24 protein-coding genes are annotated in these 20429 nt (G+C 66.9%); 13 read left to right on the plus strand and 11 right to left on the minus strand.

Annotated features, from left to right (window positions below):
* Positions 1–51: 51 nt before the first annotated feature.
* Together map and radC are read left to right on the plus strand one after the other, a co-directional pair.
* Positions 52–903: a type I methionyl aminopeptidase gene (gene map, locus Sa4125_RS12915; protein WP_223998465.1), complete on the plus strand. Its 852-nt coding sequence runs from the start codon at positions 52–54 to the stop codon at positions 901–903.
* A 4-nt stretch (positions 904–907) separates the two neighbouring features.
* Positions 908–1708 (plus strand): DNA repair protein RadC, encoded by an 801-nt coding sequence (gene radC, locus Sa4125_RS12920; protein WP_345944271.1) that lies wholly within the window; start codon positions 908–910, stop codon positions 1706–1708.
* 76 nt (positions 1709–1784) lie between these two features.
* On the opposite strand, the gene Sa4125_RS12925 is transcribed toward radC, so the two are convergent.
* Together Sa4125_RS12925 and Sa4125_RS12930 are read right to left on the minus strand one after the other, a co-directional pair.
* Positions 1785–2066, minus strand: coding sequence for an usg protein (locus tag Sa4125_RS12925; protein ID WP_223998466.1), 282 nt, complete (start codon positions 2064–2066; stop codon positions 1785–1787).
* Between the two features lie 215 nt (positions 2067–2281).
* Entirely contained in the window at positions 2282–3001 is a 720-nt protein-coding gene (locus tag Sa4125_RS12930; RefSeq protein WP_223998467.1) for an SDR family oxidoreductase, read from the minus strand.
* 237 nt (positions 3002–3238) lie between these two features.
* On the opposite strand from Sa4125_RS12930, the gene Sa4125_RS12935 reads away from it, so the two are divergent.
* On the plus strand, positions 3239–4177 hold the full coding sequence (locus tag Sa4125_RS12935) for a bifunctional helix-turn-helix transcriptional regulator/GNAT family N-acetyltransferase (RefSeq protein ID WP_223998468.1): 939 nt from the start codon (positions 3239–3241) through the stop codon (positions 4175–4177).
* Positions 4178–4229: 52 nt separating this feature from the next.
* On the opposite strand, the gene Sa4125_RS12940 is transcribed toward Sa4125_RS12935, so the two are convergent.
* The 6 genes from Sa4125_RS12940 to Sa4125_RS12965 all read right to left on the minus strand — a co-directional run bounded on the left by Sa4125_RS12940 (position 4230) and on the right by Sa4125_RS12965 (position 9761).
* Entirely contained in the window at positions 4230–5864 is a 1635-nt protein-coding gene (locus Sa4125_RS12940) for a molybdopterin-binding/glycosyltransferase family 2 protein (RefSeq protein WP_223998469.1), read from the minus strand.
* On the minus strand, positions 5861–6559 hold the full coding sequence (locus Sa4125_RS12945) for an XdhC family protein (RefSeq protein ID WP_223998470.1): 699 nt from the start codon (positions 6557–6559) through the stop codon (positions 5861–5863). The genes Sa4125_RS12940 and Sa4125_RS12945 overlap by 4 nt, the downstream gene beginning before the upstream one ends.
* Positions 6559–6903: an XdhC family protein gene (locus tag Sa4125_RS12950; RefSeq protein ID WP_223998471.1), complete on the minus strand. Its 345-nt coding sequence runs from the start codon at positions 6901–6903 to the stop codon at positions 6559–6561. Before Sa4125_RS12950 ends, Sa4125_RS12945 begins: the two co-directional genes overlap by 1 nt.
* 94 nt (positions 6904–6997) lie before the next feature.
* The gene (locus tag Sa4125_RS12955; RefSeq protein WP_223998472.1) at positions 6998–8248 is read right to left on the minus strand and encodes a VWA domain-containing protein; all 1251 of its coding nucleotides are present in this window, start codon (positions 8246–8248) and stop codon (positions 6998–7000) included.
* Positions 8245–9180 carry a MoxR family ATPase gene (locus tag Sa4125_RS12960; protein ID WP_223998473.1) on the minus strand — a complete coding sequence of 312 codons (936 nt, stop codon included), beginning with the start codon at positions 9178–9180 and terminating at the stop codon, positions 8245–8247. The genes Sa4125_RS12955 and Sa4125_RS12960 overlap by 4 nt, the downstream gene beginning before the upstream one ends.
* Before the next feature lie 92 nt (positions 9181–9272).
* Entirely contained in the window at positions 9273–9761 is a 489-nt protein-coding gene (locus Sa4125_RS12965; RefSeq protein WP_224007785.1) for a flavin reductase family protein, read from the minus strand.
* 238 nt (positions 9762–9999) lie between these two features.
* Between Sa4125_RS12965 and Sa4125_RS12970 the strand changes: the two genes are divergently transcribed.
* The 4 genes from Sa4125_RS12970 to purB all read left to right on the plus strand — a co-directional run bounded on the left by Sa4125_RS12970 (position 10000) and on the right by purB (position 14300).
* Positions 10000–11091 carry an ABC transporter substrate-binding protein gene (locus Sa4125_RS12970; protein ID WP_223998474.1) on the plus strand — a complete coding sequence of 364 codons (1092 nt, stop codon included), beginning with the start codon at positions 10000–10002 and terminating at the stop codon, positions 11089–11091.
* 4 nt (positions 11092–11095) lie between these two features.
* A complete protein-coding gene (locus tag Sa4125_RS12975; protein ID WP_223998475.1) occupies positions 11096–12097 on the plus strand; it encodes a P1 family peptidase in 1002 nt (333 codons plus the stop codon).
* 56 nt (positions 12098–12153) lie between these two features.
* Positions 12154–12882 carry a DUF2259 domain-containing protein gene (locus Sa4125_RS12980; protein ID WP_223998476.1) on the plus strand — a complete coding sequence of 243 codons (729 nt, stop codon included), beginning with the start codon at positions 12154–12156 and terminating at the stop codon, positions 12880–12882.
* Between the two features lie 110 nt (positions 12883–12992).
* Positions 12993–14300: an adenylosuccinate lyase gene (purB, locus tag Sa4125_RS12985; RefSeq protein WP_223998477.1), complete on the plus strand. Its 1308-nt coding sequence runs from the start codon at positions 12993–12995 to the stop codon at positions 14298–14300.
* Between the two features lie 96 nt (positions 14301–14396).
* Here purB and Sa4125_RS12990 read toward each other — a convergent pair whose 3' ends face one another.
* Positions 14397–15176 carry an endonuclease/exonuclease/phosphatase family protein gene (locus Sa4125_RS12990; protein WP_223998478.1) on the minus strand — a complete coding sequence of 260 codons (780 nt, stop codon included), beginning with the start codon at positions 15174–15176 and terminating at the stop codon, positions 14397–14399.
* A 57-nt stretch (positions 15177–15233) separates the two neighbouring features.
* On the opposite strand from Sa4125_RS12990, the gene Sa4125_RS12995 reads away from it, so the two are divergent.
* The 3 genes from Sa4125_RS12995 to Sa4125_RS13005 are packed head-to-tail and all read left to right on the plus strand — an operon-like array spanning position 15234 to position 17493.
* The gene (locus Sa4125_RS12995) at positions 15234–15455 is read left to right on the plus strand and encodes a hypothetical protein (RefSeq protein WP_223998479.1); all 222 of its coding nucleotides are present in this window, start codon (positions 15234–15236) and stop codon (positions 15453–15455) included.
* A complete protein-coding gene (cls, locus tag Sa4125_RS13000; protein ID WP_223998480.1) occupies positions 15446–16882 on the plus strand; it encodes a cardiolipin synthase in 1437 nt (478 codons plus the stop codon). Before Sa4125_RS12995 ends, cls begins: the two co-directional genes overlap by 10 nt.
* A gap of 50 nt (positions 16883–16932) precedes the next feature.
* Positions 16933–17493, plus strand: coding sequence for an alpha/beta hydrolase (locus tag Sa4125_RS13005; RefSeq protein WP_223998481.1), 561 nt, complete (start codon positions 16933–16935; stop codon positions 17491–17493).
* A gap of 109 nt (positions 17494–17602) precedes the next feature.
* Here the strand turns inward: Sa4125_RS13005 and Sa4125_RS13010 are convergent, their stop codons facing one another.
* Both Sa4125_RS13010 and Sa4125_RS13015 read right to left on the minus strand, forming a co-directional pair.
* Positions 17603–18373 (minus strand): aldolase/citrate lyase family protein, encoded by a 771-nt coding sequence (locus tag Sa4125_RS13010; RefSeq protein ID WP_223998482.1) that lies wholly within the window; start codon positions 18371–18373, stop codon positions 17603–17605.
* A gap of 45 nt (positions 18374–18418) precedes the next feature.
* Positions 18419–18736 (minus strand): DUF1476 domain-containing protein, encoded by a 318-nt coding sequence (locus Sa4125_RS13015; RefSeq protein WP_223998483.1) that lies wholly within the window; start codon positions 18734–18736, stop codon positions 18419–18421.
* A 274-nt stretch (positions 18737–19010) separates the two neighbouring features.
* On the opposite strand from Sa4125_RS13015, the gene purC reads away from it, so the two are divergent.
* The 3 genes from purC (at position 19011) to Sa4125_RS13030 (ending at position 20422) form a co-directional block, all read left to right on the plus strand.
* On the plus strand, positions 19011–19775 hold the full coding sequence (purC, locus tag Sa4125_RS13020; RefSeq protein WP_188850602.1) for a phosphoribosylaminoimidazolesuccinocarboxamide synthase: 765 nt from the start codon (positions 19011–19013) through the stop codon (positions 19773–19775).
* A 127-nt stretch (positions 19776–19902) separates the two neighbouring features.
* Entirely contained in the window at positions 19903–20145 is a 243-nt protein-coding gene (gene purS, locus Sa4125_RS13025) for a phosphoribosylformylglycinamidine synthase subunit PurS (protein WP_223998484.1), read from the plus strand.
* 19 nt (positions 20146–20164) lie between these two features.
* Complete coding sequence (locus tag Sa4125_RS13030) at positions 20165–20422, plus strand: hypothetical protein (protein WP_223998485.1); 258 nt, start codon at positions 20165–20167, stop codon at positions 20420–20422.
* Positions 20423–20429 lie beyond the last annotated feature (7 nt).

A 20429-nucleotide genomic window follows, 5' to 3' on the forward strand; every position in this document is an offset into this window, starting at 1 on the left:
CAGGGAAACACGAAACGCGGGCTCGCACCTGACAGGACCGGCCAAGACCTCATGACCAGCTATCTCGAAGCCGAACTCCTGCCTTCGCGCAACACCGGTGCGATCCGCCTCTACGACGCCGAAGCATTCGAGGGCATGCGCCGCGCCTGCCAGTTGACGGCACGCTGCCTCGACGAACTTGCAGCCCTGGTGGTTCCAGGCACGACGACGGAGGAGATCGACGCCTACGTCTTCCGCTTCGCGATGGAGGCCGGCGCGCTGCCGGCGACGCTGAACTATCGCGGCTACATGAAGAGCGTCTGCACCTCGATCAACCATGTCGTCTGTCACGGCATTCCGAACGACAAGCCGCTGCGCGAAGGCGATATCGTCAACATCGACGTCACGCTGATCGTCGACGGCTATCATGGCGACGCCTCGCGCATGTATCCGGTCGGCCGGCTGAAGCGCGCCGCCGAGCGCCTGTGCGAAGTGACCTACCGCTCGCTGCTGCTCGCCATCGACGAGGTGAAGCCCGGCAACCACATGGGCGATATCGGCGCGGCGATCCAGGCCTATGCAGAGGCGGAGCGGTGCTCGGTAGTCCGCGATTTCTGCGGCCATGGCGTCGGCCGCCTCTTCCACGATGCCCCGAACGTTCTGCACTACGGCCGCCGCGGCGAAGGCGCCGAGATCCGGCCGGGCATGATCTTCACCATCGAGCCGATGATCAACCTGGGCAAGCCGCATGTGAAGGTGCTGCCGGACGGCTGGACGGCCGTCACCCGCGACCGGACGCTGTCGGCCCAGTACGAGCACACTGTCGGCGTCACCGAGACCGGCTGCGATGTCTTCACGCGCTCGCCGGGTGGCCTCGAGGCGCCGGGCCTCGACATGTCGAACATCCTCACGCCGATCGCCTGAGCCGATGGCGGGCGGCGGAGCCGACGAGGACGGCATCCCGGGTCTCATTCCCGGTCTCGGCGAGACCAAGTCGCCGCTTTCCGCCTCCGTCGACACAGGATCTGCTGCCGTGCGGCCCGGTCCCGGCAGGCCGGCCATGCACTACGACGGCCATCGCGACAGGCTGCGCGAGCGCTTTTCCGACGCCGGCGCGGCCGCGCTCGCGGACTACGAGCTCCTCGAGCTCGTCCTCTTCCGCACCATTCCGCGCCGTGACGTCAAGCCGCTCGCCAAGGCGCTGATCGCTCGCTTCGGGACGCTTTCCGAAGTACTCAACGCGCCTCTTCTCCGACTCGGCGAGGTCCCGGGCATCGGGCCTTCGACCGCCCTCGACCTGAAGATCGTGGCCGCCGTCAATGAACGCGCGATGCGCTCGGAACTGAAGGCGAAGGAAATCCTGTCATCCTGGGCGCAGGTGCTCGCCTACTGCAAGGCCGCGATGGCCTACGAGACGCGCGAGCAGTTCCGCATCCTCTTCCTCGACAAGAAGAACGCCCTCATTGCCGACGAGGTGCAGCAGACCGGCACGGTCGACCACACGCCCGTCTATCCGCGCGAGGTGGTGCGCCGCGCGCTCGAACTGTCGGCGACGGCGATCATCCTCGTCCACAACCATCCCTCGGGCGATCCGACGCCGTCACGCGCCGACATCGAGATGACGCGGACGATCGTCGATACCGCCAAGCCTCTCGGCATTGCCGTCCACGACCACATCATCGTCGGCCGCTCGGGTCACGCCAGCCTCAAGGGGCTGAAGCTGATGTGAGGCGCCCGCCGCTTGGTTGGACAGCGTTTCCCGACAAAGGCTTGCGAGGAAAAGCGGAATCAGAAGGTGCGCGTCATCAGTGCAGATGGCCGATGTCGCGCACCATCCGCACTTCACGCGGCGCGATCAGACCGGCATGCATGACGCGCACCGAATGGATCACCGCCTCGATCTCGCGTTCCCAGTGGTCGAGAAACCGTTTCAGGCGGGGATAGTCGGGCGCCAGATCGGCAAACTGCCAGTGGAAGCTCTGCAGGAAGGCCGGATGGTCCGGCATCCGGTAGAGGACCTCGGCGGTGGTGATCCCGTAGCCGCTCAGCATCCGCTGGAAGTCAGGGTCTGCGACACGCTTGTGCATCGACATTCTCCTTTGCGGCACCGGCAGAAAGCCGGCGCAACAAAAGGCTGCGCCCGTTTGGTTAACGAAACCGTAACGCTGCCACCCGATTAGGCAAGCGCCGAGAGCGCCTTCTTTACCGCCAGCTCGCCGGTGAGCCGCTGCCCGTCGTGGCGTGCAATAGCGCCCTCCGGCAAGGACGGATCACGCGTAGGCTCCCTTGCCGGCGGAAGTCCTCAGCCCTTGACCCGCAGGGTGGAACGCCCGCCATCGATGCCGATCACCTGACCCGAAATCCAGCCGCCCTCCGGCGAGAGCAGCAGCGCCGCCATCGCGGCCATGTCCTGCGGCCTGCCGAGCCTCGGGATCGGATGCATCTTCGCCACCGCCTCGGCCATCCGCTCCGACCCGGCGACCTTGGCGCCAAGCGGCGTGTCGGTCAGCGACGGCGCGATGGCGTTGACACGGATGGCCGGGGCGAGTTCCGCCGCAAGCGACCTGACGAGCCCGACGACCGCACCCTTCGCCATCGCGATCGAGGCATGGGCGGCAAATCCCTGGTCGACGGCGATGGACGAGAACAGGACGACGCTGGCGCCGTCGGCCGCCGCCTTCAAAGCGGGTAGGCACGCTTGAATCACTTTGGCGGCACCCAGCGCGTTCACCCGGAAATCGTGGAGGAAATCCTCGTCGGTCAGCCGGTCGAAAGGCTTCAGCGTGATCGTGCCGACGGCGTAGACGAGGCCGTCGAGGAAAGGTCCGGCTTGCCCGGCCATTTGGGATGCGTCCTCAAGCGCGTCGCCGACGATGGCATCGGCGCCGAGTTCGCCGGCCAAAGCCTCGATCTCGGCGGCATCGCGCCCGGTCAGGACGAGGTCGTGGCCGTCGCCGGCGAGTCGCCGCGCCAGAGCTTCGCCGATTCCACCATGTGCGCCGACGATCAGATATCTTGCCATGCTTTATCCCCTCTGCTGGGTGTTTCTCATGCACCGAAAGCCGCCGCGATCAAGCGTGACAAACCGCGCGTCAGTCCGGCGAAGAGGGAAGGATGCGGGCAAGAGCGATCGGGATCGACGACGGGACTCCTTCCGACGACGACAGGAGCAGCGGAACAACCTGCACGGCACAGAGATAATTGACATTGTCAACCAATAACGCGACGATCTCTTCTGCATTCAGACGGGACGGTAGCCATGGCCAGTAACGAACACATTGCCGTCATCCGTGCCTTCAACCGCTTCTACACGCGTCAGATCGGGCTCCTCGAGGATCGCCTTCTTCACTCGCCCTTCACGCTCGTCCAGGCGCGCCTGATCTACGAGATCGCGACGCGGAGGGGTCTGGCGGCCAGCGATCTCGCGGCGGATCTTGGCATGGATCCGGGTCTCCTCAGTCGGATGCTGAAAACGCTGGTGGCCGACGGGATCGTGGCGCGCCTCGTCTCCGACACCGACCAGCGCCGCGCCGAACTGCGCCTGACCGAAACTGGGAGCGCCGCCTTCGACCATCTGGATGCCGCGTCCGCGCAGGCGATCGGCGCCTGGCTGTCGACGCGGTCGGACGAAGAGTGCAGCCGCATGGTCGCCGCCATGACGGAGATACGCCGGCTCGTCGAGCACCAGCCGGCGGCGGTCGTCCTGTGCGAGCCCGCCGTCGGCGACCTCGCTCTCGTCACGCACCGTCAGGCATTGCTCTACGCCGAGGAATACGGCTTCGACGCGCGCTACGAGGCGCTCGTCGCCCGCATCGTCTCGGATTTCGTCCAGAGCTTTGTCCCCGGCCGTGAGCGTTGCTGGATCGCCGACCGCGCCGGCACCCTGGCGGGCTCCGTCTTCGTCGTCTGCCAAAGTGAGACGGTCGCCAAGCTCCGGCTGCTCTATGTCGAGCCAGCCGCCCGCGGCGAGGGGCTCGGGGCCCGCCTCGTGGACGAGGCCGTCTGCTTTGCCGCGGCCTGCGGTTACAAGACGATGACGCTGTGGACCAATTCCGTTCTGGTCTCGGCACGGCGACTGTACGAGGCGGCCGGGTTCTCCCTCGTCGCCGAGGAGCCCCATCACAGTTTTGGCCAGGATCTGATTGGCCAGACCTGGGAGAAATCGTTGGTCGCCACCCCGTCGCCGGCAGCGACCTGACAAGGCGACCCCGTCGCTTGCCAAGGAGGATTTCGTCAACAAGACAGCATGGCTAGCCGGCCAGAAGCCCACCCGCTCCCTGCAGGGCCTCCGGGGTATCGACGTCGACGCCGGCGGCGGGACCGAGATCGACACTGCGGATCTCAGCCTCGTGGGCCTCCAGAAGCGCGCGCGCGCCGACGTCGCCACCCAGTTCTTCGATCTCCCGGGCAAAGCCGGCAGCCAGGATCACCGGATTGCGGCGTTTGCCGGCATCGGTCGCCACGACGATCGATCCTTCGCCCTGCGGAGCAAAAGCAGCGATCAGCCTGTCGAGGTGAGCGGCGCACAGAAGCGGCTGGTCGGCGAGCATCACCATGACGCCGTCCGCCGGAAGAGCAGCGGCAAAGGCGGCCTTTGCTCCGGCCCTGACCGAGGTTGCGAGCCCCTCGGCATAGGCAGGGTTCTCGACGATCTCGACGTCGAGACCGATGAGCGCCGCGGCGATCGCCTCACGCCGGTGGCCGACCACCACGCGCACGCGCCGCGCGCCGCTCGCGAGCGCCACCTCGGCCGAGCGCCGGATAAGCGGAACGCCGTCAAAGGTCGCCAGCAGCTTGTTCGGCCCCCCCATCCGGCTCGACCGGCCGGCCGCCAGGAGCGCGATGTCGATGATCGGCCTTTGCATCGGAGGCGGCTTCGGGATCGGTGCCGCACGCTCGCGCGGCAGGGGGCGCGTGGCGATCTCCATCAACAGGCCGCCGACCCCCATGCGTCGGATATCCTCCGGCGTCACCTGAACATCGGCCAGCAAGCGATTCAGGATCCAATCGAAACCGTTCTCCTTCGGGCTGCGGGCGCAGCCCGGCGCGCCGATCAGCGGGCGGCCGGCCACCTCTCCGAGAAGGAGCAGATTGCCGGGGTCGACCGGCATGCCGAGATGGCGCACTTTGCCGCCGGCCGCGACCACGGCGGCGGGAATGACGTCGGCGCTGTCGATCACGGCCGAGGCTCCGAAGACGATGACGAGATCGGCATCTGTCACGGTGCCGATCGCCGCGGCCAGCGCGAGGGTCTCGTGCGCGCAGCGCTGCTCTCCGGCAAGGCTTGCACCGGCGCGTGCGAGCCGCGCCGCCAGCACTTTGGCTGTCTTGTCGAGCGCGCTCTTCTTCAGCGCCGGAAGTTCCGTCTGGATCAACGCCACCCGCTGCGGCCGATAGGGCGCGACGCGAAAGGCAGGCCCGCCGGCAACGACGTCCGCAGCGTTTTCCACCGCACTGCCGGCAACCGCGAGCGGGATGATCTTCACCGTCGCCACCATGCGCCCGGCTTCGACAGGCGCGTATTCCCCGAGCGTCGCCAGCGTGATGCCGGGATCGACCGCGTTCACACGGTCGACGAGACCGCGGTCCGGCACGAAGAGCCCATCGGCCGTGGCAAAGAAATTGACCCGCCCGGTGCCGGCCGTCCCGACCGAGACATGCGCGCCGGCGACGACCCCGCCGAGCCGGGCTGCCGCCTCGTCCTCCGTCAGGTCGCCGGGCGCAAGCTGCGCGACCACGACCTCGGTCGCGCCGACGGCACCGAGCGCCGCGATGTCGGCGGCGGAGAGGCGCGTGCCCTTGGCGAGCCGTCCTTCCGCAAGCTTCTGGCCATGCGCGAGGATCGTGCCCTCGGCCGCGTCGACGGGTAGCGGGCCGAACTTCACGCCGCCCTCGCGCTTTCGCTCGTCATTCCGCGTCGGCGCAGGGCGCGGATGATCGAGCCGAGCACCGCGACGGAGATCTCTGCCGGCGTCGCCGCGCCGATGTCGAGGCCGATCGGCGCCTCGATCGCCGCGCCGTCTATGCCGGCCTCGGTGAGGCGCGAAAGCCGCGCGGCATGCGTCTTGCGGCTGCCGAGCGCGCCGACATAGAAGCATCCGGCAGACAAGGCCGCGCGCAGCGGCAGGTCGTCGATCTTGGGATCGTGGGTGACGGCGACGAGCGCGGTATAGGCGTCGAGCGGCCGCGCCTTCAGGACATCCTCCGGCCACTCGGCCGTCAGGACGACGTCGGGAAAGCGCTCGGGCGTGGCAAAGGCCGTGCGCGGATCGACGATCTCGACGTCGAAGCCGGCCAGCCGCGCCATCGGCGCCAGCGCCTGGCTGATATGTACCGCGCCAATGACCACTATCCGCGCCGGCGGCACGTGGACGTTGAGGAAAACCTCGCCGCCTTCCGCCTTGATCATCCCGGATCTGCCCGACCGGAACGCGGCAGCGAGAGGCTCGGCCAGGAGGTCCCCGGCAGCTTCGCTCTCACGCACCAGTCGCTGCGTTCCGGTCGCGATTTCCGTCACCAGGATGGCGGCACGCCGCGCGGCGCGCTCGGCGTTGAGGTCCTGCAGAAGCGAAAGGCGCATCAGAGCATCGTCCCGGCCGTGATCGGCTCGACCATCACGCGAATGCGCCCGCCGCAGGAGAGGCCGACCCGCCAGGCGGTCTCGTCGGCGACGCCGAATTCCAGAAGCCGCGGCGTGCCGCTCTCGATCACCTCGACCGCCTCGGTGACGACGGCGCCCTCGACGCAGCCGCCCGAGACCGACCCCTCGAAATTGCCCTCGGCATCGATGACGAGATGGCTGCCGGTCGGGCGTGGCGCCGAACCCCATGTCTCGACCACGGTGGCCAGCGCCAGCCGCCGGCCTTCGCCGGCCCAGGCCTCCGCCGTCTTCAGGACATCGAGATCGACGAGATGATCGGCCATGGCACGTTCTCCCTTGGGGACGGGCCGCATCGACGGCCACGGATCGGAGCCGCGCTGGCGGCAAAGCTATAGATAGGTGCGGCCATCGCCAAGATCAGGCGGCCATGGCCGCATCGGCCGCCGCAAGCCACGCTCGCGGATCGGTTTCCGCGCCCCCCGTGCCCGACAAGGCCGCGCAGAGCTCGGCCATGGCATCCAGCGAATGCACCGAGCGGAACTCGTCGACATGCGGCAGCATCGCCCTCACCCCGCGCGCCCGCGCCGAGAATCCGTCGAAGCGCAAAAGCGGGTTCAGCCAGATCAGCCGCCTGCAGGACTTGTGCAGCCGCTCCATCTCCGCCTCCAGCGCCTCGATCGAGTCACGCTCCAGCCCGTCGGTGATGATCAGCCCGACAGCGCCCTGCGTCAGCACCCGGCGCGACCAGACATGGTTGAACGCATGGAGCGCCTCGGCGATGCGCGTGCCGCCGGACCAGTCCTTCACGGCGCCGGCACAGTCGGCCAGCGCCGCATCGGGATCGCGGTGGCGCATCTGGCGCGTCACGTTCGTCAGCCGGGTGCCGAACAGGAAGGTGTGGACGTTGCGCCGGTTCTCCGTCAGCGCATGCAGGAAATGCAGGAAGATGCGGGTGTACTGGCTCATCGAGCCTGAGATGTCGGCGATGACGACGAGCGGCGGATGCACCTCGCGGCGCGACCGGAATTTCGGCAGGATCAGCTCGCCGCCCGTGCGCATCGAGGCCTGCATCATCCGGCGCGGATCGATGCGCTCGCCGCGCGGGTCGCTGCGATAACGCCGCGTCTTGCGGTAGTCGGCCGGCAGGCGCAGCGCGGCGATCGCCACCTTCGCCGCCTCCATCTCGGCAACCGACATCTGCGCGAAGTCCTTCGCCCGCAGCACCTCGTTGCCGGAGACGGTCAGCCGCGCGTCGATCTCGATCTCCGGCGCGTCGCGCGTCTTCTCGTTGCGCTTGGCACCCTCGAACAGCGCATCGGCCACCCGGCTCTCGCCGGCGCGTTTCTTCTCGGCCTTTGCCTCGCGCGGCGGTGCCACCGGCGAGAACATCGCGATCATCTTTTCCAGGAGCTCGCGCGAGCGCCAGAACAGCCGGAACGCCTCGTCGAAGACGGCGTCGTCCTCGCGCCGCGTCACCAGCACGCAATGGAGCGTCCAGTAGAAGTCCTCGCGCGTCGAAAGCCCCGCCGCCGTCACCGCGGCGATGGCGTCGAGCGTTGCCGCCGGCCCGATCTTCAGCCCGGCCTTGCGCAGGGTCCTGGCGAAATAGGCGATGTTGTCCGCAAGCTTGCCGTCGGCGACGGCAACGTCGGACCCAATCGCCGTCATGGCGCGGCGGCTCCCGCCGCTGACAGACTGCGCTTGACCTCGGTGAGGATCGCGCGGCCCTCGCCCTTTTCGATGCGGGCGATGTCGTCCTGATACTTCAGCAGCACGCCGAGCGTGTCGGAGACATGGGCCGGGTCGAGCGCGACGGCGTCGAGCTCGGTCAGCGCATTGGCCCAGTCGATGGTCTCGGCGACCCCCGGCGCCTTGAACAGGTCCATCCCGCGAAGCCTCTGCACGAAGGCGACGAGCTCGGCGGCGAGCGCGGCATTGGCGCCGGGCGCCTTGCGCCGGACGATCTCGAGCTCGCGCTCGGCCGCGGGGTAGTCGACCCAGTGGTAGAAGCAGCGGCGCTTCAGCGCGTCGTGGATCTCGCGGGTGCGATTGGTGGTGATGATGACGATCGGTGGCTCGGCGGCGCGGATGGTGCCGAGCTCTGGAATGGTCACCTGGTTGTCCGACAGGATTTCGAGGAGGAAGGCCTCGAAGGCCTCGTCTGTCCGGTCGAGCTCGTCGATCAAAAGCACCGGCGCGCGGCCCGGCTCGCCCTCCAGCGCTTGCAGGATCGGCCGCCGGATCAGGAAGCGTTCGGAAAAAATCTCCGAGCGCATGGCATCGCGCGAGACGTCGCCGGAAGCCTCGCGCATGCGGATCTCGATCATCTGCGCGGCGTAGTTCCACTCGTAGAGCGCCGAGGCGACATCCAGCCCCTCATAGCACTGCAGGCGGATCAGCGGCCGGTCGAGAGCCGTCGCTATCACCTTCGCGACCTCGGTCTTGCCGACGCCGGCCTCGCCCTCAAGGAAGAGCGGGCGTCCCATCTTCAGGGATAGGAACAGGACGGTTGAGAGCGCCCGGTCGGCAACGTAGTTCTGGCCGTCGAGGAGCGACTGCGTCGCGTCGATCGAGGCCGGGATCTTGTGGTGGTCGGTCACGATCGGCTTCCCCCTGCACTGTCCGTCCACAGATAGGCCCTGCCCCGACCGCTCCGCAAGCGGCAGACAAAGTCCCGAGGGATCCGGCAGGGTCAGACCCGGTGGTAGGCCCGACCATGGTAGACGAGGCAGGGCCTCTCCGCGCCGAGGTGGATGGACCGCACCTCGCCGATCATCACGCGGTGGGTCGCGACGATCCGCGAATCGATCAGCCGGCAGTCGAAGGAAGCGAGCGCGTCTTCAAGGATGGGAGCGCCCGTCGCGCGAAGACCCCATTCCCCCTCGGCAAAGCGCGCCTCCGGCGACAGTGCGCCTTCGCCGGCAAAAACCCGCGCCAGACCTTCGGACTCGTCGGCAAGAAGATTCACGGCAAAGCAGCCATTGGCCTCGAAGCGCTGATTGGCTTCATTCGAGGTGTTGAGGCAGACGAGCAGCGTCGCCGGGGCGTCGGAGACCGATGCGACCGAGGTCGCGGTCACGCCGCGGCGGCCGGCGGCACCGTCCGTCGTCACGATATGAACGGCCGCCGCGAACCGGCTCATCGCCGCGCGGAACAGGCCGGCCTCGATCATCGAATCCATCAGCAAGAAACGGCCCTTGTCACTGTTGGTGTCACTGTTGATGTCACTGTCGGCGTCCTTGCGTTCGTGGGCGTTCGGGACCCTCGCACCGCGCCGGCCTCAACATAGTGTTGCCTTCCGGCTTTCGCACGCTCATGCCCTCCCTTGCATGTCCTGCGCCCAGCGAAAAGGGCAACCCGCCGCGGGGACGCGGCCCGGCCATCTCGATCTCGCCCGCAAAGCCCGCTAGAATGGCGCCATGAACGCACGCTCCCGTCTCCTTGCCGCCGCCGTCCTCGCCGCGTCGTTGTCAGCCGCTCCTGACAGGGTTGATGCCCAGGAAGCTCCGGCGGTCGGCGGTGTGCGCATCGGCGTCGCCGCCCCGCTTTCGGGATCGTCAGCGCTTCTCGGCGCCCAGGTACGGACAGGCGCGGCAGCCGCTGTCGCGCCCGACGCCGTCACCCTCGAGGTCGACACGGAGTGCGCTGCCGATGCCGCCGCCCGTGCGGCCCGCACGCTAGTAGCGGAAAAGGTCGATGCGGTCGTCGGCTTTCTCTGCACCGAGGCGCTGGAGGCGGCGCTGCCGATCCTCAGCGCGGCGGAAATTCCGGTGATCGTCGTCGGCGTGCGCGCCAACCGGTTCACCGACCAGCGCGCCAAGACGAAGGCGCTGGTCTGGCGCGTCGCGCCGCGCGCAGAGGCCGAAGCCGCGGCCGTCGCGCGGGATCTCGCCCAACGCTGGCGCGACGTTCCCTTCGGTCTCGTCGACGATGGCTCGATCCATGGCCGCGGACTGTCCGACGCGGTGCGCAGTCAGGTCGAGGCTGCGGGCCTCAGGCCGGCGACGATCGACAACTACCGGCCGGCCGAAGAGAAGCAATTTGGCCTCGTCCGTCGCATCCAGGCATCCGGCGTTACGCATCTCTTCATCGCCGGCGACCGACCCGACATCGCCATCATCGCCCGCGACGCAGCCTCGCTGGATCTGGGCCTCGACATTATCGGCGGCGAGACCCTCCTCGACGAGCCGACACCCGACGTGTCGCTGCCACGTGGCATCCACGCCCTTGCCCCGCGAAACCGCTTCGAGCCGGACGACTTCGGCACCACTGCCGCGTCGGCAGTACGCGACGGCTATTTCGGCCTGGCCCATGTCGCGATGGAAATCGCGGCTGCCGCCGTGCAAAAGGCGCGAGCCGAGGCGCGACCTGTCGCCGACGTGCTGAACGGCGAGACCTTCGCCACCGCCCTCGGGCCCGTCAGCTTCGACGATCGCGGCGACTCCAGCCTCGATCTCTTCCAGGTTTTCCGCTTCGACGGGACGGACTTCGTCCCCCTGGCCGGGGGATGAGCCCTTGGGCACCTGGAAGCGGGGACCGCGCAACCTCCTGACCGACGTCGCCGGCCTTGCCGTCGGCAACGCCCATGACGAGGCATTGCAGAGCGGCGTCACCGCCATCGTCTGCGCCGCGCCGACGGTCGCCGCCGTGCACGTCCAGGGCGGCGCGCCCGGGACCCGCGAGACCGACCTGCTCGCGCCGGAAAACACCGTTGCCGCCGTCGACGCGCTGGTTCTGTCGGGCGGCTCGGCCTTCGGGCTCGATGCCGCCTCCGGGGTCCAGGCTTTCCTGCGCGAAAAGGGCCGCGGCTTTGCCGTCGGCGAGCACAGGGTGCCGATCGTCCCGGCCGCGATCCTCTTTGATCTCGGTGCCGCCGGCGAAACGCGCTGGGGACGCTATCCACCCTATCGTGAACTCGGCCACGCAGCTGCCGCCGCGAGCGGCCCGGACTTCGCCCTCGGCAGCGAAGGCGCCGGAACGGGCGCGATCACCCCGCGCTTCAAGGGCGGGCTCGGCTCGGCCTCCGCCGTCCTCGCCAATGGCGTGACGGTCGCCGCGCTCGTCGCGGTGAACGCGCTGGGGTCGCCGACGATCGGCAGCGGACGGCATTTCTGGGCGGCGCCCTTCGAGATCGGCGACGAGTTCGGCGGTCTCGGCTTTCCCTCTCCATGGCCGGCTGATGCGGCCGATCCCGTGACGAAGATCTCCCCCGTTCCCGGCGCCAACACGACGATCGGCGTCGTCGCCACCGACGCCGTTCTCGACAAGCCCCGCGCCAAGCGCCTCGCCGTCGCCGCCCATGACGGCCTCGCCCGCGCGATCTGGCCGGCCCATACCGACTATGACGGCGACCTCGTCTTCGCCCTCGCGACAGGCGGGAGCGGTGTCACGCCTTCCCCCGCTGAGACGATCGAGCTTGCGGCCGCCGCTGCCGCGGTCATGGCCCGCGCCATCGCCCGGGCGATTTATTCCGCCACGCCAAGGGCCGGAGACCGCAAGCCGGCGTGGTGCTCATAGGCGGGGTTTGACCCGCTGGACTCTTGCCAAGCCAACCCCGTGCGAAAGGAGTGAACATGCGCAGACGCAGTGCCTTCCTCGCCACCTGCCTCGCCCTTGCAGGCACACCGGCAGCCCTTGCCGGCGACATCGCGACACTGGAGCCGATCGGCTTTTCGGCCGACGGCAGGATCTACGCCTTCGAGCAGTACGGCATCCATGACGGCTCGGGCTTTCCCTATGCCGAGATCATCGGCCTCGACCTCGCCACCGACACCTTCGTCAAGCCGACCCCCGTCGCGATCGAGGGCGACGACGACCAAGAGGATCTCGCCGTCATCCGCAAGAAGGCGCGCACCGCAGCGGCGCCCCTGTTGCAGAAGCTCGGCGCCAAGCCGAAGGCCGGCTATGTCGCCGCCGACAATCCCGTGACCGAACTCTCTGCGAACCCCGCGCGCCTTACTTTCCTGCCGCGCCCGATCGAGCCCACACCGGACCAGCCGATCGAACTCCGGCTGCAGCGCATCCCCTTCCCCACCGCGCCCGGCTGTGCCGGCGTGACGGGCGAGGATCTCGCCGGCTTCAGGCTGACCCGCATCGGGCCGGGCAAGACGACGAAGGTCCTGCACGAGGACAAGGCGATCCCGAAAAGCCGTGGCTGCGCGCTCGACTACCGGCTGTCGCGGGTGGTCGTCTTTCCCGGCGAGGGAGTCGCACAGCGCGCGGTTCTGCTCATCGCGGTGAAGAGCATCGGCTTCGAGGGCCCGAACATCGACTTCCTCGCCTATCCCGTGCCCCTCGACTGAACAGCGTTGCGACATGCCGACCGTCTTAGCGCGGCCGAAATCATTGAGACGCTGGGCCGGCTCTGTTATGTCGCGGCGATCCCCATTTCCGCGACCCGAAGGACCGTCTCATGATCCCCCGTTATTCCCGCCCCGACATGGTGGCGATCTGGTCGCAGGAGACGAAGTACCGTATCTGGTTCGAGATCGAGGCGCATGCCTGCGACGCACTGGCCGACCTCGGCGTGATCCCGAAGAGCGCCGCCGCCACCATCTGGGAAAAGGGCGGCTCGGCCAGCTTCGACGTCGCGCGCATCGACGAGATCGAGGCCGAGACCCGGCATGACGTGATCGCCTTCCTGACGCATCTGTCGGAGATCGTCGGGCCCGACGCTCGCTTCGTGCATCAGGGCATGACCTCGTCCGACGTTCTCGACACCTGCTTCAACGTCCAGCTCGCGCGCGCCTCCGACATCCTCCTCGCCGATCTCGACGCTCTGTTGGCCGCCCTGAAACGCCGCGCCTTCGAGCACAAGGACACGGTGACCATCGGCCGGTCGCACGGCATCCATGCCGAGCCGGTGACCTTCGGCCTGAAGCTCGCCGAAGCCTATGCCGAATTCAGCCGCGCCAAAGCCCGCCTCATCGCCGCGCGCGAGGAGATCGCCACCTGCGCCATCTCGGGCGCCGTCGGCACTTTCGCCAACATCGATCCGCGGGTCGAGGCGCACGTCGCCAAGGCCATGGGCCTGAGGGCCGAGCCGGTATCGACGCAGGTCATTCCGCGCGATCGCCATGCCATGTACTTCGCCACCCTTGCCGTCATCGCCTCGTCAATCGAGCGCCTGTCGATCGAGGTCCGCCACCTGCAGCGCACCGAGGTGCTGGAGGCGGAAGAGTATTTCGCGCCGGGCCAGAAGGGCTCCTCGGCCATGCCGCACAAGCGCAACCCGGTCCTGTCGGAAAACCTCACCGGCCTGTCGCGCATGGTGCGCTCCTTCGCCCTGCCGGCGATGGAGAATGTCGCGCTCTGGCACGAGCGCGACATCTCGCACTCATCGGTCGAGCGCTATATCGGCCCGGACGCGACGATCACCCTCGACTTCGCCCTCGCTCGCCTCACCGGCCTCATCGACAAGCTCCTCGTCTATCCCGAGCGGATGATGAAGAACCTCAACCAGTTCAAGGGCCTCGTCCATTCGCAGCGGGTGCTGCTGGCGCTGACCCAGGCCGGCGTCAACCGCGAGGATTCCTACCGCCTCGTCCAGCGCAACGCGATGCGGGTCTGGGAAGAGGGCAAGGATTTCCTGACCGAGCTCCTCGCCGATCCCGAGGTGATGGCCGCCATTCCCGAGGCCGAGCTGCGCGAAAAATTCGATCTCGGCTACCACACCAAGCATGTCGACACGATTTTCGCGCGGGTCTTCGGCGAGAGCTGACTACGCACGGGCGAAAGGGGAAGCGCCCCTGCCCCTCACCGCTCAAAACGTCCGCCCGGCCCGTCATGCCGGGCGGACGGGCGGTCAGCCCCGCCCTCAGCCGTTGGCCGCCAGCTTGGCGACGCCGTCCAGCGCGATGTCGATCTTGAACATCTGGTGGTCGGAAAACGGCTGGTCGATGATCTCGATCGAACAGCACTGTTCCAGCCCCTGCGAGATCAGGCAGGTGTCCAGCGTGGCCTGATAGGGTCCGAAACGGAATGTCGGCCCCGACAGGCGGTTGGCGTGAAACAGCTTCTCGCTTTTCATCAGCGGCGCCAGCTCCCGTTCGCCCGAGAACATGTTGAAGTCGCCGATCAACACCGTCGGCGCGTCGCGCTCCTCGATCCAGCCCGCGATCTGCGAGAACTGCTGCGCCCGCACGCTGCGCACCAGCGAGCAGTGCACGACGAGGACACGCAGACCCGAGATGTCGATATCGTAGACGAGACGCTTCTTGCCATGGTCGAGATAGCGCTTGGTGAACTCCACCGGCTGCGTCGCCATGAACGCGTTCGACTTGCCGCGGGAGATCGGCGAGCGCCGGAATTTCGCCTTGCCGCTGTATTTGTTGTCGATCGTCGCGAACGCGTGGTGATCCTCGCGCAGCACCGGGAACTGGTCGAAGTAGCCGTTGGTGATCGAGCCCTGGTCGATCTCCACGAAGCAGCTGAGATCGGGCTTCAGGCGCCGCATGGTGTCGCGTACGAATTCCAGGCTTCGCATCTGCGCGGCGCGAGGCGTGTAGACGTGATGGTGGAGCCGGGAGAGGTGATGGGCGAGCGAACCGTTGATGTCCCGGCTGTAGCCGAGATTGGCATAGACGATCCGCAGCATCAGGCAGCCATGCCCGCTTCCCGTTCGCGTTTTCCGCGCTTCGTGCTACGCGGCGTCATGGCTGTCATCGAACTCATCCTTCATGCGGTAGTCATCGCCGCACCCTATCAGAAACGCACCGACAGGACGCAAGTTGCCGTGCGCAGGAGCGGTGCCCAAAGTCCCGCGCGGCGCGTCATGGTGCAACTAACGCCGCCCTTCGCCGGCGACAACCCCTCGTGGCAGCATGCGGGAATGGTTCGGGCAGCACTGACGGTCAACGGCACGGCATGGAAATGAACATTCAGTTCAGTCTCTGGTCCACAACCCTCTTCGTGGCGAACTGGGCGATCATCATCGGCGCCCTGATCGTGATTCCCTTCCGCCGCTCGCCGGCGGCCGCGCAGGGCTGGCTGCTCCTCTTCTTCTTTCAGCCTTTCGCAGCCGCCGCGCTGTATTTCTTCATCGGCGACGCGCGCCACCCCAAATGGCGGCGGGAGCGCATCAAGGACGTGCCATCCGTCGTCTTCAACGCGATCCAGGACATTCCCTCGATCGCCGAGGCGGGGCTGACGCTCGGCCCCCGCAGCCGGACGGCCGCCCATCTCGTCCAGACGCTCGGGAAATTGCCCTGCCTTGCCGGCAACAGCATCGACCTCGACCCGAATTACAACCGCGTCGTCGACCGCATCACCGCCGACATCGACGCGGCTGTGCATCATGCCCATGCCATGTTCTACATCCTCCACGACGACGAAGCCGGCAACAAGGTCCTGAGCGCCCTGGAACGCGCCGCGCGCCGCGGCGTCAAGTGTCGGCTCCTGATCGACGCCGTCGGATCGTCGCATGACCGAAACGCCATTGCGCGAAGGCTCGACGGCAGCGGCGTCGAGATCCGGCTGATCCTGCCATTGCGTTTCTGGCGCCGCGCGACGCGGGCCGACCTTCGCAACCACCGCAAGATCGTCGTCGTCGACGGGCGCATCGGCTGGGTCGGATCGCAGAACATGCACCAGATCGAGTACGAGCCGAATACCTTCTACCGCGAGGTGATGGCCCGCGTGTCGGGACCTGTCGTCCTGGAACTGCAGGCGATTTTCATCGGCGATTGGTTCCTCGAGACTGACGAGGACATTTCGTCCCCGGAATTGATGCCCATGCCCGCGGCGACCGACGGTGGCGTCGTCGCACAGGTCATGCCGAGCGGCCCGGACCATCCGGCCGGACGGCTCGACACGCTGTTCACCGATCTCGTTCATTCGGCCCGCGAGCGCATTGTCCTCACCACACCCTACTTCATTCCGAATGAACCGCTGTCCCTGGCGCTGCAGACGGCCGTCCAGAAGGGCGTGAAGGTGACGCTCTTTGTCACCGCGACGACCAACAGCTTCCTGATCGACCACGCCCAGCGCTCTTACTACGACGAACTCCTGGAATCGGGCGTCGAGGTGATGCTGTACCGGGAGCGTTTCCTGCACGCCAAGCATCTCTCGATCGACGACGACATCGCCGTGATCGGCTCGGCCAACATGGATCGCCGCTCCTTCGAGCTGAATTCGGAAGTGACGCTGATCGTCTACGATGCGGGCGTCGTGGCGCAGATGCGCCTGATCGAGAACGACTACCGCGCCAAGAGCGCGCGGCTGATGCCGGACGACTGGAACCAGCGCGGTGTCGTCACGAAGCTGGTCGAGAACGCGACGCGCCTGATCAGCCCCTTGCTCTGACAGGGAGGCCCGCGCTTGACTTCCCGGTCCGATGTTCGCATCTGCGAGCCATGCGCATCACCGAAGCCGACATCCTCGTCATCCCGGGCTACCGCGGGTCAGAGCCCACCCATTGGCAGAGCCGCTGGGAGGGCCGCATGTCGACCGCCCGGCGCGTCCATCAGCGCGAATGGACCAAGCCCGTGCGCGAAGACTGGGTGCGGGCCATCGCCGACGCCGTCAACGAAAGCGACAAACCGGTCGTTCTCGTCGCCCATTCCCTTGGCGTCGCCGCTGCCGTCCAGGCCGTGCCGCTGTTCGAAAAGCCTGTCGCCGGGGCCTTCTTCGTCGCGCCCCCGGATGTCGCCAATCCGCTGCTGCGACCAAAGCACCTGATGACGTTCGGGCCGTATCCACGCGAGCCCCTGCCCTTCCCCTCGGTCGTCGTCGCCAGCCGCAACGATCCGTTCTCGAGCTTCGAGGCGGCCGAGGACGCCGCGGGCGCCTGGGGCTCGCTGTTCATCGACGCCGGCGAGTCGGGCCATCTGAACCACGAGAGCGGCCATGGCCCCTGGCCGGAAGGCCTGCTGACCTTCGGCAAGTTCATTTCGGGATTGAAGCTGCCGGAGTAGCGGCGGTCACGCGGATCGGCTCCCTCGACAGATCATGCCGCGTGGGAGGAGTGGCGGCGAAGGCGCGGCCCGAGGGCCGCGACGCCTGGCAACGCCCACCCGGAAACCGTCAGGCCTTTGCGCTTTCGGCAAGCGCCGTCGCCGCCGCCTTGAAGATCCCGATGTCGGAGGCGACGCAGGCATAGCCGTAGCCGTAACCGCGGTAGCGCCGGGCGTCCTCGGCGGTCGCGGCATAGATCCCGGCAAATTTGTCCGCCGCCGCCGCGAGCGAGGCGATCTTCCGGATGGCGGCCTCGGCAACATCGCCCTGCGGGTCCCAGGCATTGGTGTCCGACAGCGCGATGGAGAGATCCGAGGGGCCGACGAAAACGCCATCGAGTCCGTCGATCGCCAGGATCGCCTCGAGGTTCTGCATTGCGGTGGCGGTCTCGATCATCGCGAAGGCGAGCGTCTCGGCATTGGCCTCCGCGGTATAGGCCGAAGGTCCGGCATAGCCATGCAGTTCAACCGCCCGGGTCGGCCCGAAGGAACGCGCGCCGAGCGGGGCATACTTGACCGCGGCGACGAACGCCCTGGCATCTGCGACGCCCTCGATCATCGGCATGATGACGCCGGAGGCACCGAGATCCAGCACCCGCGCGGCGCCGGCGCGGTCCTCGATCGGCAACCGCACCATCGCCGGCTTGCCGAGAAGCACCGCCCGCGCAATGCCGGCCTCGATCGAGCGCAGGTCGTGCAGGCCATGCTGCTGGTCGAAGGTCAAAGCGTCGAACGGCGCCCGCAGCAGGGCTTCGTGAATGTGGGGATCCGTCAGGCTCGACCAGGCAGACAGCACAAACTTGCCGTCGGCCAGACGTTGCCGCAGTCCGGGAAGAGCCATGAAGGCGCCTTTCGTCAGAGAACCAGGAGGGGCGGACCGAAGGCCCTACTCCGTGCGGACCTGCTTTTCGGCCTCCAGCAGGAGCTCTGCCATGGTCCGGCGGATCTGGTGGTCAGACTGGGCGACGCTGGCCGCATCGAAGTCGCGACGAACCTTCTCGAACACGTCCTCTTCCCCGGCCTTCTCGAAATCGGAGGCGACGACTTCCTTGGCGTAGAGCGTTGCGTCCTCGCCGGACTTGCCGAGCTTTTCTGCTGCCCAGAGACCTAGAAGCCTGTTGCGGCGGGCCTCGATTCGGAACCGCAGCTCCTGATCGTGGGCGTAGCGAGCCTCGAAATCCTTTTCGCGGTCCATCATCGACATCCGTATATGCTCCACAGGGAATTTAAGGCGCGGTCAGCACCCACCGCTTCACCGACATACGGCCTACATGACGCTTTTTGAAGGGCAAAGGCGTCGAGGCACGCCAAAATGCATCTTGTTTCTGCCGGCGGCACCCCCAACATTGCGACTGTACAATCCGCTTGACAAAGCCGAGCATTGTTTAGAGGGCCGGTTTGGTCTATTCACGCCCTCGGACATGACAGCTTCGCGTCCCGACGCCAGGGCGCGCCCTCATTCACGATAGAGTACCTACATGACACGTCGCCGCCGTATCTACGAAGGCAAGGGCAAGATCCTTTACGAGGGTCCTGAGCCGGGAACGCTGGTCCAGTTCTTCAAGGACGACGCAACCGCCTTCAACAAGAAAAAGCACGAGATCGTCGACGGCAAGGGCGTCCTGAACAACCGGATCTCCGAATACATTTTCACCCATCTGAACAAGATGGGCATCCCGACGCACTTCATTAAGCGGCTCAACATGCGCGAGCAGCTGATCAAGGAGGTCGAGATCATTCCGCTCGAGGTCGTGGTGCGCAACATCGCGGCCGGCTCGCTGGCCAAGCGCCTCGGCATCGAGGAAGGCACCGTCCTGCCGCGCTCGATCATCGAGTTCTACTACAAGGCCGACGCGCTCGACGACCCGATGGTCTCGGAAGAGCACATCACCGCCTTCGGCTGGGCAAGCCCGCAGGAAATCGACGACATCATGGCGCTCGCCATCCGCGTCAACGACTTCCTCTCCGGCCTCTTCCTCGGTGTCGGCATCCAGCTCGTCGACTTCAAGATCGAGACCGGACGCCTGTACGAGGGCGACATGATGCGCATCATCGTGGCCGACGAGATCTCGCCCGACTCCTGCCGTCTCTGGGACGTCCAGACGCAGGAGAAGATGGACAAGGACCGTTTTCGCCGCGACATGGGCGGCCTCGTCGAGGCCTATCAGGAAGTCGCCCGGCGTCTCGGCATCATGAACGAGAACGAGCCGCCCCGCCCCTCCGGGCCGGTGCTGGTAAAGTAAGGCGGCGGCGCGGACAACCCGCGTCGCAGCCGGCATCGGCGCTCAAACTCGTCTATTCCCGGGACAGGCTGATACAGTGACTGGATCACTGGCAGCGGCCCGGTCACTCAACGGACAGGCAGATACCGTGATCAAGGCCCGCATCGTCGTCACCCTCAAGAACGGCGTCCTCGACCCGCAAGGCAAGGCGATCGAGGGCGCGCTCGGCACTCTCGGCTATTCCGGCGTCGGATCCGTCCGCCAGGGCAAGGTCTTCGACGTCGAGGTCGACGCCGCGGACCAGGCCACCGCCGAGGCTCAGCTCAAGGACATGTGCGCCAAACTGTTGGCCAATACGGTGATCGAGAACTATACTGTGGAGATCGCGTAAGGCTGTACCGGAGGGTGTGATGGCCGAGGTCACGAACGAGCTCATGTTCGAATTGATGAAGCGCATGCATCAGGAGATCGGCGGACTTCGTCTCGATATTCGCGAGGTGAAGCCGGAGCTGAGTTCAATGCGCGGGACCATTGTCTCGATGCAGAACGACATTCACAACATCTACGGTGTCCTCGGTCGCCAGGACGATCGCCTAGACCGGATTGAGCGACGACTGGACCTTCGCGAACTGGCCGAACCACTCTCAGCTTACAACCCGCATCCCTAACGCAGAC

The sequence above is a fragment of the Aureimonas sp. SA4125 genome, from assembly GCF_019973775.1.
Lineage (GTDB): Bacteria > Pseudomonadota > Alphaproteobacteria > Rhizobiales > Rhizobiaceae > Plantimonas.

What these genes read in the sequence shown, in the direction of transcription:
- Sa4125_RS13005 (WP_223998481.1), top strand. Translation starts at nt 16,933, where the DNA reads ATGCGCATCACCGAAGCCGACATCCTCGTCATCCCGGGCTACCGCGGG.
- Sa4125_RS13015 (WP_223998483.1), bottom strand. Translation starts at nt 18,736, where the DNA reads ATGTCGATGATGGACCGCGAAAAGGATTTCGAGGCTCGCTACGCCCAC.
- Sa4125_RS12945 (WP_223998470.1), bottom strand. Translation starts at nt 6,559, where the DNA reads ATGCGCCTTTCGCTTCTGCAGGACCTCAACGCCGAGCGCGCCGCGCGG.
- Sa4125_RS13010 (WP_223998482.1), bottom strand. Translation starts at nt 18,373, where the DNA reads ATGGCTCTTCCCGGACTGCGGCAACGTCTGGCCGACGGCAAGTTTGTG.
- Sa4125_RS13030 (WP_223998485.1), top strand. Translation starts at nt 20,165, where the DNA reads ATGGCCGAGGTCACGAACGAGCTCATGTTCGAATTGATGAAGCGCATG.
- Sa4125_RS12990 (WP_223998478.1), bottom strand. Translation starts at nt 15,176, where the DNA reads ATGCTGCGGATCGTCTATGCCAATCTCGGCTACAGCCGGGACATCAAC.
- Sa4125_RS12970 (WP_223998474.1), top strand. Translation starts at nt 10,000, where the DNA reads ATGAACGCACGCTCCCGTCTCCTTGCCGCCGCCGTCCTCGCCGCGTCG.
- purC (WP_188850602.1), top strand. Translation starts at nt 19,011, where the DNA reads ATGACACGTCGCCGCCGTATCTACGAAGGCAAGGGCAAGATCCTTTAC.
- radC (WP_345944271.1), top strand. Translation starts at nt 908, where the DNA reads ATGGCGGGCGGCGGAGCCGACGAGGACGGCATCCCGGGTCTCATTCCC.
- Sa4125_RS12930 (WP_223998467.1), bottom strand. Translation starts at nt 3,001, where the DNA reads ATGGCAAGATATCTGATCGTCGGCGCACATGGTGGAATCGGCGAAGCT.
- purB (WP_223998477.1), top strand. Translation starts at nt 12,993, where the DNA reads ATGATCCCCCGTTATTCCCGCCCCGACATGGTGGCGATCTGGTCGCAG.
- Sa4125_RS12935 (WP_223998468.1), top strand. Translation starts at nt 3,239, where the DNA reads ATGGCCAGTAACGAACACATTGCCGTCATCCGTGCCTTCAACCGCTTC.
- map (WP_223998465.1), top strand. Translation starts at nt 52, where the DNA reads ATGACCAGCTATCTCGAAGCCGAACTCCTGCCTTCGCGCAACACCGGT.
- cls (WP_223998480.1), top strand. Translation starts at nt 15,446, where the DNA reads ATGGAAATGAACATTCAGTTCAGTCTCTGGTCCACAACCCTCTTCGTG.
- Sa4125_RS12955 (WP_223998472.1), bottom strand. Translation starts at nt 8,248, where the DNA reads ATGACGGCGATTGGGTCCGACGTTGCCGTCGCCGACGGCAAGCTTGCG.
- Sa4125_RS12995 (WP_223998479.1), top strand. Translation starts at nt 15,234, where the DNA reads ATGGCTGTCATCGAACTCATCCTTCATGCGGTAGTCATCGCCGCACCC.
- Sa4125_RS12950 (WP_223998471.1), bottom strand. Translation starts at nt 6,903, where the DNA reads ATGGCCGATCATCTCGTCGATCTCGATGTCCTGAAGACGGCGGAGGCC.
- Sa4125_RS12965 (WP_224007785.1), bottom strand. Translation starts at nt 9,761, where the DNA reads ATGGATTCGATGATCGAGGCCGGCCTGTTCCGCGCGGCGATGAGCCGG.
- Sa4125_RS12925 (WP_223998466.1), bottom strand. Translation starts at nt 2,066, where the DNA reads ATGCACAAGCGTGTCGCAGACCCTGACTTCCAGCGGATGCTGAGCGGC.
- Sa4125_RS12980 (WP_223998476.1), top strand. Translation starts at nt 12,154, where the DNA reads ATGCGCAGACGCAGTGCCTTCCTCGCCACCTGCCTCGCCCTTGCAGGC.